The organism is Paenibacillus sp. 453mf (assembly GCF_900116105.1).
Classification (GTDB): domain Bacteria; phylum Bacillota; class Bacilli; order Paenibacillales; family Paenibacillaceae; genus Paenibacillus; species Paenibacillus provencensis.
On record NZ_FPAC01000001.1, the window covers coordinates 1,838,306 to 1,849,855 of the forward strand.

Genomic DNA, 11,550 nt, shown 5'->3' on the forward strand with positions numbered 1-11,550 from the left:
AATTCGCAGCAATATATAGAAACCAAATTCAGTAATTATTCGCTGAATAAAAAAAGCCAAGGCAAATGCCTTGACTCTTGTAGTGAACAGTTAAGCAGCTTTCTTCCTAAGAATGTAATAGATTGCGATGACGATGATAAACCATACCGGAGTTACAAACAGAGCGACTCTCGTGTCTTCAGCCAGCCCCAAGATGACAAGTACAAAAGCAAGAAAGGCCAAAATCAAGTAGTTAGAGAATGGATAAAGCGGCAGCTTGAACTTATTGCTACGTGCCAATTCCGGTTTCATTTTACGGTATCTCAAATGACTGATGACGATCATCGCCCAGATGAAGAGAAAACACACTGTCGAAATGCTCGTAATAAGTGTAAATACACCCTCCGGCATCACGTAATTCAGTATAACTGCGATTAATATAACCGCACAAGAGAAATACAGCGCATTAGAAGGCACTCTTCTTCTGTTCAACTTGCTTAGACGTTCAGGCGCATTCTCGTCTTTGGCCAGGGAATACAGCATACGGCTTGTACTAAAAATGGCACTGTTGCAGGCCGAGGCCGCAGATGTCAGCACGACAAAATTAACGACCGCTGCCGCCGCGGTAATACCTACAGCCAGGAACACCTGAACGAAGGGACTCTCATTCGGAATAATCGCATTCCATGGATAGATGCTCATAATTACGAGCAGTGCGCCCACATAGAAGATCAAAGTTCTGATGGGAATATTATTGATGGCTTGCGGAATAACTTTTTCCGGATTCTCCGTCTCACCCGCTGTCAGACCAACAAGCTCAATACCTACAAAAGCAAATACCACCATTTGAAAGGATAATAAAAAGCCGTTCACGCCATTTGGAAACATGCCTCCATGCTCCCACAAATTTGTGAAGCTCGAAGGACCTTGATCCGTGGAGAACCCTCTTACAATCATTACGATCCCGATGACGATCAGAGCAAGAATCGCGATAATCTTAATTAAGGCGAACCAAAATTCCATCTCCCCAAACAGCTTCACGGTTGCCAGATTCATTATTAGCAATATTACAAGTGCTATAAGACCAGGCATCCATTGGGGTATCTCCGGAAACCAGAACTCTGTATATAGTCCGACGGCTGTCAAATCTGCCATTGCGATCGAAATCCAGCAGAACCAATAGGTCCAACCCGTGACAAAAGCGGCCCCATTCCCCATGTATTCTTTAACAAATTCAACGAACGAATGGTAGTTAAGATTACTTAATAACAATTCTCCCAGAGCCCGCATAATGAAAAATAAAATGATACCCGTTAGTATGTATGCCAATAGTATCGAGGGACCTGCTAAATGAATGGATTTGCCGGCGCCCAGAAACAAACCGGTACCGATCGCTCCACCTATGGCGATAAGCTGCACGTGTCTGTTTTTTAACCCTCTTGTCAAATTATCATCCTGTACCATGGGTTAGTTTCATTCACTCTCTTTCTCTGATGTCAATTCGGTTAGACAGCTCCATCTCCCGTTTTTATATCATACTTGCTTCTGCCTTCGATTACATAGGTAAATAGAACGAATATGCTGCTTATATGGTCTTAACTCCCATACCCTGCTTATTATTGCACAATACGTTTAAGCTCATCCTTTCACTCGTTCATGAGAAAATGTAGGCTTGAATGCATAAGCAGCCCTGTGTTATGGAAAACTTCCTAGGTGAGGATTAAGCATAAATCCCAATACAACAGCATTATTTAAAGGAGGTATTAGGTATGGCTAAGCCAGATAATCGCAAGGATAATGTTCAACGTTTGCAAAATGCGGTACAAAACACTATTGAAAATTACCGTGAGGCTGAGGGCTATCTCGAAGAGTTCGGAGATGAAATACCTGCTCAGGAAAAAGCTCAAATTCAAGAGAAAAATGAACGCCGCAAGCATAGTATTTCCGGATTCCGTGAGGAAATTAAGGATGAATCCGATCATCAGTCACAATCCTAATGTGATTTGCACTTTGATCGAGGAGGAGGTTTGCTTCAAATGACAAAACAGGATCCACAAGAACTCCTACAGCAAAAACACAGTCAGGATGAGCAAAAAGAACAGTTCACCAAATTTGCACGCAGCGCATCAGGTCATGCTGAATTAGAAGCAGGGCAGGAATTCAGTCATGACAGAAAGTCGGATGACCAGAACCGCATGAAATCTGTCGAAAATAAAAGAGCCTGATCATTTCAATATCCGATTAACCAAGCCGATCCCATCATGGATCGGCTTATTTATACATCACGCAAGTCTTAGATTAACCAAGGGTTACATTCTCCGTTATATCCCCAACATAACTCATGACTTGAAATTAAATGTTGCAAATTATTCAGCAATATCATATATTAATTGACATATCAATTATTGACTTATCAAATATTGACTAATCAATTAAATAGATAAAAGGAGGGTCGTAATGACTATGCGCAAATATCAACAAACCAATGATTTCAACGAGATCGTTTACGGTCGTCGTTCCATCAAAGTGTATGATCCTGCCGTTAAGATCAGCAAAGAAGAAATGACTGAGATTTTGGAAGAAGCGGTTACAGCTCCCTCCTCAATTAATATGCAGCCTTGGCGTTTTGTGGTCATTGAAAGCGATGAGGCCAAAGCTACACTCGCTCCGCTAGCAAGATTCAATAAGGATAAAGTACTCTCCGCCTCAGCTGTTATTGCAGTGTTTGGGGACATGAATAACTTTGATTATGCGGAAGAAATTTATGGAACTGCTGTAGAGCTTGGTTATATGCCTCACGAGGTTAAAGACATGCAGCTTGGTGCTTTTAAACCTATTTATGAAAATATGTCGGATGAAGTTTTGCGTGATGTCATCTTGCTGGATTCTGGTCTTGTATCTATGCAGCTTATGCTTGTGGCACGAGCCCATGGCTATGATACTAATCCAATCGGTGGATTTGAGAAGGATCAGATTGCAGAAGCTTTTGGTTTGGATAAAAACCGCTATGTACCGGTTATGCTAATTACGATAGGCAAAGCAGCAAGTAAAGGATTCACCTCTTATCGTCTACCTGTAGATACCGTTGCCATGTGGAAATAATTGGTTTCCATGATTTAGAGCATGTAGTTAGTGCTGTCTTGTACTTTATGGGAATTTGCATTATATTAATTGATAGCTCAAATAATGAGTGTGTCATGATTTGGACATGACCATAGAGCGATTGTCCACCTGACAGCACTCGGGAGGTCAATTTATGAAATGTTCATTCTCAGAACAGGAGCAAATTCTGCATCTGCTTAAGAATCTGAATAATCAGATCAGCCCCAAGTTTGAAAGATGTACAGGAATCAGCTCTTCCCGATATGACTTATTATATCAGCTCTATCTTGCAGACGAGGTCAACCAAACTCATCTGCAAAGGGCGATCAATATTGATAGTGCGGCCATTACTCGTCATCTTAAACAACTGGAAGCAGACGGAATGGTAGCAAGAAGGCGAAACCCTTCAGATCACAGAGTAACCTTTGTTCGTCTGACCGAAGACGGTCGGAAACATATCGTTAACTACAAGAAAGAAAAGATGAATTTCGTGAGTCAAATGCTGAGGGATTTCCGTAAGGAAGAAGTCGAGATTCTTAATGATATGCTGCTTCGATTGCAGAACAATATAAGCCAATACTAACTTACATTTAGGAAAAGGAAGGTCATCATCATAATTATCATTCATGCAAACTTATTGATTAAACCGGAGCAGGAAGCTGTATTTCTTGAAGAAGTCAAAGCACTTCTTGCAGCGACGAGAGCTGAAGAAGGAAACATCAGCTATGATCTCATGAAATCAACCGAGCAAGAGCATAAGTACACTATGGTTGAGCTGTGGAAGGATATGGAGGCTGCGGGAATTCACAATACAAGTGCTCACTTCACTTCCTTCACTCAGAAAGCGAAAGAGCTTCTGGCCGCACCGATGGAACTCAAAATATTCAGTGGTGAACCTCTGAAAGCTTAATTTAAATTACAAGACAACCTTGGGATTGTGAAGTATATCCCAGGGTCTTCTCTTATTGATCACTTTGATATTTTAAATGATCCCAAACAGAATGAAACCAATCGTATTGATTGCGAGATTAGCACACATATGTACCATCCAAGAGGCATAGATATTTCCGTTTCTCTCATTGAGCCAGTTGAATAAGACGCCTGCGACAAAGAGGCTGACAATCAGCAATACAAATAATGAAATCGTAAACCAGCTCGTCATCATCGCGATGTGGTAGACTGCAAATGCTCCTGAGCTGAACAAATAGGCAAATCGGCGGCTGGCAAGTTTCTTCAATGTGAGAAATGCAAATCCCCTGAAGAAAAATTCTTCAAGCAATGAATTTACTATGGAAATGTAAATGGCTACTAATACAAAATTGCCCGCGTGAACCCCCATATTATCCTGCAACGCTCCAGTGACTTGGGTAAAATCAAAGTAAGGTCCAATGAGGAAGTAACTACCCAAGATAAATATGAAGACACCTATACCCAGTAATATGGCAAATCGGATACTTTTCTTATCAAATTTGAATAAGGCCCGGAAAGAAACTCCCTTGCTGTAATAGGCATACAATGCCGGTAAGGTGAGAAAAAGTATGATTTTGATAATGGATTTTACGGCGTAATCAGGTTTAAGTACGGCATCGACATAGCCCATGACAGCGCAGCTAAATACAACAATGAGTATGATGCTGATCCAATTTTTTCTTGTGTTTACCATTTAATGTTCTCCCAATAGAATCAATTTCATAATACCTTTAGCTTAGCAGGCATTTCGACAATATTCTCCATGCACGTTGCTAATATAAAAGGAATACAGCGCCATTTTGATAGCATCGAACTATTAATCTATTATGATCCATCCTATATAATTAATGCTTTGAAATAGTATCAATTTCATCAATAGACCATAGTACATACCATCATAACTCGTATCAAGCAATACTAACAACTCTAATCTAGATCGATAAGCGAGGAATCGAAATGAAATTATATCCAGAAATTGATGCTTGAGGAGATGAACTCTGTCTTTACAAAAACGTATGAGGGGATCAAACTGAAACCAGAGGATCGAATAGAAATAGACAGGTCCTATACCTCACTGCCGATACAAACCTATCGTTTTAGTTATCATACGCAACCGTAATAAAGAAAAACGCAGTCCAATCCGGCTGCGTTTTTCCTATTTATAGCTCACCATTTACGTCGTAGTCCTGTGTTTGTATCTGTCTTCCTTCATATCTTCTGGTACAGGGTCCTGTTGAAAATGGACGATAACGATAGAGGTTAATGATAGTGGAATCCCCTTTATATGGAGTAACTCAAGCCATTGAGCAACCCCTTTGTGATAAAAATCTATAATAGTGAAAACCACAAACTATTAAACCTTTTCACCAGCAAAATTTCCTTAATATCCTATTTTTTCTTAATGGAATTGATCAAATCAAAATTCATAGGTAAATTTATCTAGAAGTTATTTCGTATCCGCCGCGGGTCAGGTATAATTTGTCTATTAAATATTGCAAGAAGGTGAACGAAGCATGTCCCATGAATCCATTCTCGTACTGGACGACGAGCTTGAGATCAGTGAACTCATCCGATTATATCTGGAGAGAGAACAGTATAACGTAACTACCGTAAGTACCGGGCAGGCAGCCATTCAAGCCGTTTACGAGCTGCGGCCTGATTTGATTATTCTTGATATTCTGCTTCCCGATATGGACGGTTTGGAAATTTGTCGACAGATTAGAGATCATACTCCTGCGCCCATTCTCTTCTTAAGCTGCAAAGGTGAAGACTGGGATAAGATCAGCGGATTGAGCGTAGGAGCTGATGATTACATGACCAAGCCGTTTAGTCCTGGAGAACTGGTTGCCAGGGTCAAGGCACATCTCCGTCGGGTTCATCGACAGCCTCAGCCTGTACTCACCAGCAATGAAGTCATAAATGATACTCATATTCTGAACTTCGGTGATTTGATAATTAATGAATCGACGCATGAAGTACATATTCGCGGAACAGCCGTGCAGCTGTCTGCTACCGAATTCAATATCCTCCATAAACTAGCTTGCCAGCCGGGACGTGTATTCCCTACTGAACAGCTGTTTGACTTTATATGGGGAGCAGATCACTATGGCGACACCAGAACAGTAATGGTACACATCAGCAATTTACGCAAAAAAATCGAAGCAAATCCATCAATGCCGCAATATATCCAGACCGTGCGCGGAGTGGGTTATAAATTCCTCGCACAGCCGGCTGCTCCTAGTTCTCAAGTAATAAAGGGAAGTTTTACATAGAAAGTACTGCCTTGACCCAGTGAACTCTCTACCCAAATCTCACCGTCATGCAATTGAACAATTTCTTTGGCTATAGCAAGTCCAAGTCCACTTCCTCCATACTTTGAATTTCGGGATTTCGAAGCTCGATAGAACCTTTCAAATACATAAGGTATATCTGCTTCCGAGATCCCTACCCCTGTATCCTTCACCTGTACAATTAAATGATGCCCCTCCTCACTCATGACTGCCGACAAAGTAATCGAACCCTCTTGAGACGTATGATTGATGGCGTTACTGATCAAATTCGTAAACACCTGTCCCATTCGCTCCCGATCCACCAAAATTTGCATGTCTTCCCTATTTGATATATCCATCACAGTAGGATCAAGACTTATAATATATTGGATTCCAGACTGCTCAATATCAAGCTCATACTTCTGTGATAACCACTGTACGAACACCCCTGTATGCATTGGGGTCTTCGTCATGGTTAATTGCTTGGCTTCCATTCGGCTCAGCTGCACCAAATCTTTAAATAATCGTTGTATGCTTAGAACTCTGGAATGAATAACCTTTAAATACTTGCGCTGCTGTTCTTCTTCCGTTACGACACGGTCCAGAATAGCTTCAACATAGCCTTGAATTGAGGTCAGCGGTGTTCCAAGATCATGCGATATGTTAGCGAGCAGCTTCCGCCGGTCATTCTCCATCTGCATCAATTCTTCTGTTCGTTCTTTAACCTTATGCTCCAGTGTCGATATCAATTTTGCATGCTCGATGGATATCGCAGCCTGACCTGCCAGCATATGTACAACCATTCTCCGTTCATCGTTAAATACATGAGAAGTAAACCGATTCTCCAAGTACACAATCGCATTTAAAGTACCCTGATGCAGTATCGGAATGCACAAGATGGAACGTACTTCATTGTTTTGTATATACGGATCTTTGACAAACAATCCTTGCCTTGAAGCATCATCAAGCACTACGTCCTCACTTGTCCTCGCTGTATATTGCACTATGGACAATGGAATTTCCTTGTAGATATGGATCTCCTCGGCCGCTGTATGTCTGGCTGTACCATCTCCAACTCTGCCCCCACCTTCCCCTTCAGCTTCTACATAGAGACCCTCAGCTTGTTTAACAACGAGTACGCCTCTCGTTGCTCCTGATATCTGAATTAGGATCGTCATAATTTTTTCAAGCAGCGTCTGAAGCACGATTTCTTGAGATAGAGCTTGAGATACCCCCATTATGGCTTCCAGATCCAGAAAATCTGTCGATATTGTGGTGGTCGTGTTATACGAGCCTGATTTAAATTCTGGATAAGCATCTCCGATTCTTCTCACTTTGTTCACGACACCCCACTGCTCATATAAATGATAAGCCTCCGCCATGGACATTCTGCCAGCCGTCATCCGGCCTTCAGCTACATAGAAGCTTGCCAGGCGTTCAGCGGCGATTGCGTTAAAATGATGAAACCCGTTAACTCGGGCCCCCTCCACCGCCAATTCAAAATTTCTCTCGGCCTGCTTTAACTTTTTCTCAACACGATACCTTTCCGCTTTGACGAGCAGATAGAGGTGCTGATAGTTCTCAGGTGCTTCTAGCGCCCAGCGATATAATTTGCGTTCACACTGACGCGCTTCCTGAAGCAGCACTTTCCTTCTATCATTGGTTCCATGCTCAATCAGGGAGTATAGGGTTAATGCTGTGTATATTTCATGCTCTACTCTGTGAAACAAACCGAACGAAGCAGCAAGCGCTCCCTTTGATCTTCGTGACATCTCATACGCGGTTTCATAGTCCCCTGATAGGTAGGACAACATCATTTTTTTCATATAAAAGACCTGGATCACGACCTGGTTCTGAATCCCCTCAAGTTCTTTGATCCATGTTTCTTCCTCTATTTCACATTCAGAGAGCATAACGTTCGGTCCGTAGCTGTCTATGAGGCGAATATGTGTCTTCCGGACCAATTCAATCATATGTACCGTCTCTGGATTTCCCGTTTGTCTCAAGAAAGGCAGATGCCTGTCCGCTTCTTCAATCCAACGCTCAGAAGGGAGGCCGAGAAAATCATGAGCAAGTAGTATATAAGTTATTGCATAACCCGCAAAGACCAGATCCCCTGCTTCCATTCCGGCATGATAAGATGTCCATAAGTCGTCAACAGAGTTGCGCAAGTGACGTTTCCAAGGAGAAATAAATACGGCAAAGGTAAAATGTGTCTTGCAACGAAGTCCTGGATGCTTAAACTGGTTGCTAAGCTCTACACCATAACAACCAAGCTCATAGCCACGGCTATATTGTCCGTATCCCGATCCTAACAACAGACCCAATGCGTTATAAGCATTAGACGATTCTGTAAAATTGCCGTGATGGATCGAATACTTGACGATCGTTAGCATCATGTTCAAATATAAAGTCGGATTGACGAAATAAGCAGATGTCGCTGTGTCCATCAGCAGTTTCATCTGACTTCTGTTTTCATCCTGAATCAAGGAAGCGCGTGAGCTTCTCTTTTCTCTGCTTCCTTTCCTAACTCGTTGGAATATAATATCCAAGAGTGACAGATGCAGTGAGCCTTGACCTGGAGCAGAATTTAACTGAAGTCCAAATATATGGTTCAGCCCTTCCATACCCATAGATATCGTTCTTTCGTGTTGTCCGCTCTGCGTATATTGATTAATCATGACGGTGTAGACGTCTGCACGGTTGATTGGATTCTTCGCCAGCTTGAGCATATCTGCAAAGCCTTGTTCCGTTTCTTCAAATCTTCCTTGCAGGGAGTTTGATTCCCATCTTCCGAGAAATAAACTGAATGCCAATTCGTAAGAATGCTTCCAATCATGCTCTTCTAGAAGCTCGATACCGCATGAATACCATTCTGCTGCCGAATCGTATGCACCAGAAGCTTTGGCTTGCTCCGCAGCTAGCTGGAAGATCTGTGCAATGTGCAGCTTCTCCCGCTCGTCCATCAGTAATGGCAAGCCCAGCCGATAATGATGTGCCGATAGAAATAGTCGCTCCTCACCTTCTCCTGTTGTACTGCGCTCAATGAGTCTCGCAGTCTGAAGATGAATTTGCTGCTTCTCCTCCATATGCAAGAGATGATAGAAGAAATTCCGAATTCGATCATGAAGGAAAGTATATTCGTGTGGTCCAGACGGAGCAATTAATCTTAAGTCAACTAACGGATTCAATTGAAGTTGAAGCTGTGCCTTCTCAATTTGCAATAGATTGGCCAGGAGCTCCGAATCAAATCTGTCAGCGATACATGAAGCATATTTCAACGTTTCCTTCTCGCATTCTGCCAATTGATCAATTCGCTGCAAGAGGAAGCCTGACATCTGGTCAGATACTTTCGTCGTTAACAGCTGTTCTTCATTCCACATCCAGGTTCTTGAATCCTCATCCAAGCTCATCAAATTCTGCTCGATAAGACCATATATAAATTGTTTCACATCAAATGGGATACCTCCGGTATATTCCATCACGATCTTCTGGAAGCGATTCGATTGCTGTATTCCTGACCCAAATGTATCTAGCAGCAGTGCTTTCAATATGTCTTCATCCATAGGAGCCAGTGTAATAAGCTCGGTTCTCTCTATAGTTGAACTAAGCTCTCCCACAAACCATCTAAGTAAATGCTCCTTCTCCCAATCCTCCACACGATACGCACCGATCAGCATCAGTGAAGGAGCGTTTGACGCCGTCATCAAAAAGTGCAAGAGCTGCAGCGAGCCAGGGTCCGCCCACTGAAGATCATCCACGAACCATACAATCGGCCTGTGCTCTGTCAAGCATTCCAGCAGTTGAAATACCGCAAAATGCAGACGATTCTTCGCTTCTGCAGCTGATAGTGCCGTAAGGGATTCCGCTGCATCTTGAGGACCAATAATCCACTCTAATTCAGGCAGCATATGAACAAGCACACGAGTGCTCTCCTTAAGCTTCTGGGTAATTCGATCCCTCCATACAGCAAGCTCATCTTCTGTTTCGGACGATAGGGAGCGTAATATTTCACGCAAGCCTTGAAGTACACCACTGTAAGGAACCTGACGCTTTAAGACATCAAATTTACCGGATACAAACAGTCCTCCGCCAAGGGTAACATCCAGCATCAGTTCTTGGACCAAGCTGGACTTGCCTGAACCAGCAAGCCCGCTTACCATCGCACATTCACTACTTCCAAACTGAAGGCGTTCGTATAGTTTTCTAAGTCTGGCTGCCTCGGTATCTCGACCATACAGGCCGCTTGGTATGTAGAAGACGTCTTTCTTATCCTGATCACCAATGACAAATTCAGTTACGTATCCATGCTCCTCCAGTTGTTTGAGGCAGCAGAATAGATCATGCTCCAAGCCTTGTGCACTTTGATATCTGTCCTCTGGGTTCTTGGACAAGCATTTCATAATGATGTCGGACAAGACTGCAGGGATTCGAGCATCCAGATGAGAAGGCGGTATCGGTGTCCGCGCCAAATGACAATACACCCATTCCATCGGCGATTCTGCCTGGAACAGTGGAACACCTGTGAGCATTTCGTAAAAGGTCGCCCCAAGTGAATATAGGTCGGTTCTATAATCCACCATACGGTTCATCCGGCCGGTCTGCTCTGGAGACATATAGGACAGGGTTCCTTCTAATTGTCCATATGCAGTCGATCTTACATACTCGGATCGAAACCGGCTCGCAATACCCAGATCTGTAATCCACACACTGTAGCTCTCCGGCTCCACAATAATGTTTCTTGGTTTAATATCCTTATGAATAATTCGATGTCTATGCAATTGTCCAACGATGGATGCAATGGAGATTGCAATCTCAAGAGTAGCTTCCAGCGTTAGAGAATTTTCTTTTATTAATTGCTGAAGGGATATGCCCCCATTATCCTCAAGTACGAGTGCATATCCACTATAGTAGGGAATCAATTCAATAGATTTGACGATCCCTTTTATAGGAAGACTGCTGATCATGTCGTATTCTTGCTTCAATCTTTGCCATTCTTCTGCAATAGGAGGTTCTGTTCTTGGTACTTTAAGTATGTATTTCTGATCATTCTTGCTGGACCGCGCTCGAAAAACGCTTGCATACTTCCCGTCATTCAATCGTTCGTAACTGGAATATTCGCCAATTCTCATCTTCTTCACCTTTTCACTTATACTTATGGCAGTGGCTTTGAGATCATTATACGTAAAAGCGTTGTCAGTGAGAAGAAGATTACTTCCATTATTCTACA

Annotated in this window: 9 protein-coding genes; 6 read left to right on the plus strand and 3 right to left on the minus strand. The window is 42.6% G+C overall.

Annotated features, from left to right (window positions below; all coding sequences use genetic code 11):
* Window positions 1-90: 90 nt before the first annotated feature.
* Window positions 91-1,443, minus strand: coding sequence for an amino acid permease (locus tag BM415_RS08770; protein WP_091156899.1), 1,353 nt, complete (start codon window positions 1,441-1,443; stop codon window positions 91-93).
* 305 nt (window positions 1,444-1,748) lie between these two features.
* Here BM415_RS08770 and tlp point away from each other — a divergent pair, with 305 nt between their 5' ends.
* The 5 genes from tlp (at window position 1,749) to BM415_RS08795 (ending at window position 3,991) form a co-directional block, all read left to right on the plus strand.
* Window positions 1,749-1,976, plus strand: a complete 228-nt coding sequence (gene tlp, locus BM415_RS08775; protein ID WP_091156902.1) for a small acid-soluble spore protein Tlp — start codon at window positions 1,749-1,751, stop codon at window positions 1,974-1,976.
* A gap of 39 nt (window positions 1,977-2,015) precedes the next feature.
* Complete coding sequence (locus tag BM415_RS08780) at window positions 2,016-2,204, plus strand: hypothetical protein (RefSeq protein ID WP_091156904.1); 189 nt, start codon at window positions 2,016-2,018, stop codon at window positions 2,202-2,204.
* 238 nt (window positions 2,205-2,442) lie between these two features.
* Window positions 2,443-3,081 (plus strand): nitroreductase family protein, encoded by a 639-nt coding sequence (locus BM415_RS08785; protein WP_091156907.1) that lies wholly within the window; start codon window positions 2,443-2,445, stop codon window positions 3,079-3,081.
* A gap of 154 nt (window positions 3,082-3,235) precedes the next feature.
* Complete coding sequence (locus BM415_RS08790) at window positions 3,236-3,664, plus strand: MarR family winged helix-turn-helix transcriptional regulator (protein WP_091156908.1); 429 nt, start codon at window positions 3,236-3,238, stop codon at window positions 3,662-3,664.
* Window positions 3,665-3,694: 30 nt separating this feature from the next.
* Window positions 3,695-3,991: a putative quinol monooxygenase gene (locus BM415_RS08795; protein WP_091156911.1), complete on the plus strand. Its 297-nt coding sequence runs from the start codon at window positions 3,695-3,697 to the stop codon at window positions 3,989-3,991.
* A gap of 72 nt (window positions 3,992-4,063) precedes the next feature.
* On the opposite strand, the gene BM415_RS08800 is transcribed toward BM415_RS08795, so the two are convergent.
* Entirely contained in the window at window positions 4,064-4,744 is a 681-nt protein-coding gene (locus BM415_RS08800) for a CPBP family intramembrane glutamic endopeptidase (RefSeq protein ID WP_091156913.1), read from the minus strand.
* 820 nt (window positions 4,745-5,564) lie between these two features.
* Between BM415_RS08800 and BM415_RS08805 the strand changes: the two genes are divergently transcribed.
* Window positions 5,565-6,323, plus strand: coding sequence for a response regulator transcription factor (locus tag BM415_RS08805; RefSeq protein WP_091156916.1), 759 nt, complete (start codon window positions 5,565-5,567; stop codon window positions 6,321-6,323).
* On the opposite strand, the gene BM415_RS08810 is transcribed toward BM415_RS08805, so the two are convergent.
* Complete coding sequence (locus BM415_RS08810) at window positions 6,296-11,452, minus strand: protein kinase domain-containing protein (RefSeq protein WP_091156917.1); 5,157 nt, start codon at window positions 11,450-11,452, stop codon at window positions 6,296-6,298. The genes BM415_RS08805 and BM415_RS08810 overlap by 28 nt on opposite strands.
* Window positions 11,453-11,550 lie beyond the last annotated feature (98 nt).